General features: G+C 26.2%; 1 protein-coding gene. It reads right to left on the bottom strand.

Annotated elements, in window-relative coordinates; all coding sequences use genetic code 11:
* Positions 1 to 732: 732 nt before the first annotated feature.
* On the bottom strand, positions 733 to 1,233 hold the full coding sequence (locus B5P42_RS29905; RefSeq protein ID WP_113735933.1) for a GNAT family N-acetyltransferase: 501 nt from the start codon (positions 1,231 to 1,233) through the stop codon (positions 733 to 735).
* Positions 1,234 to 1,363 lie beyond the last annotated feature (130 nt).

A 1,363-nucleotide genomic window follows, 5' to 3' on the forward strand; every position in this document is an offset into this window, starting at 1 on the left:
TGAATTGATGTGCAGATCATTTGTGTGAGCGAAGTCCCTTTAGCCTTATTAAGGGACTTTTTTGTTATTACCGAAAGTAAACTTTTAGATATTAGTTTACTTTCAGTTTTAATTCCTAAATCAATATTAAATTAACCATTTGTGGTAAAATATGTATTAGTTATTCAAAAATATAATAGAAAGGAAACTTGAATGAAACCCAAAACTTTAACATCTTGGAGTTTTAAAGATAAATTAATCTTTTTGTTTTGCTTTATTCTTCCTCTGATAGGATTTATTTATATCTTTATTAACAGAAAAAAGTGGAATAAAAAAGAAACAAGTTTATATTTGTTATTTGCTTTAACAAATCTTTCTCTAACTATAACAGTAACATTTATTACTCGTGATTTTTGGATAGTCACACTACATTATATAATTAGTATAATCTTGATCACTTATTTTATTTTCACAAAAAAAACAAGTAATAGTAACCTTATTTAAATTTAAAAAGAGTCCTATTAATTTAGGACTCTTTTTAATACCTTTGAATGTAAACTTTTAAATATTAATTTACTTTCATTTCCTTGATTTTATTGTGTTTATGATACTTCCACTAATTTCAGCAAAAACATTAATAAAAGTATACATTCAAAACATGAAAAATAAAGAGGTTAGAACATCCATAAACAAATAAGAAAAAGCTAGATCCATGCTAGCTTTTTACATAAGTTCTGTTATAAGAAGTAAAATCTATACATTTAAAATCTTAGACATATAATAACTATCAACTAAATCTCCATCAACAATACAAGAACCTCTTTTTATTCCCTCAATCTCATAACCCAATTTTTCATATAAAAAAATAGCTGGTGTATTATTTACCCTTACAGTCAACTCTAATCTGATTACACCAATAGTCTTCGCCCAATTTTCAAGTTCTTTAAATAACTTAGTTCCAATTCCTTTTCCACTATTTTCATGAGTTACACCAACAACAATATAAACACTATGCCTAATTCTTTTAGGCTGACTACCAATTGCCATCAAGTATCCTACTAATTTGTTTTCAATCTCAGCAACAAAAATAGTTGAATTAGAAGATTGAGACATTCTTCTGATAATACTTTGTTGTTGTTCAAGTGTAGTAGCTCTTTCCCCTTCCTCAAATAACATAAATTCTGTTTCTTCATCAATCTTTCTACATAATTCTAAAAAAGGTTCTGCATCTATTTCCTTAATTAACCGAATCATGATTTATAAACCTCACTTTAATTAATATGTTACAACAATAAAATATTCGACAAATATATTAAAAAATCATCTTCTTTGAATTATGAATATCCTATATGTATGAGGTTTACATAACCCCACTTATCGGTAG

The organism is Bacillus sp. SRB_331 (assembly GCF_003264175.1).
In the GTDB taxonomy this organism is placed as follows: Bacteria; Bacillota; Bacilli; order Bacillales; family Bacillaceae_G; genus Bacillus_A; species Bacillus_A mycoides.

What these genes read in the sequence shown, in the direction of transcription:
- B5P42_RS29905 (WP_113735933.1), bottom strand. Translation starts at nt 1,233, where the DNA reads ATGATTCGGTTAATTAAGGAAATAGATGCAGAACCTTTTTTAGAATTA.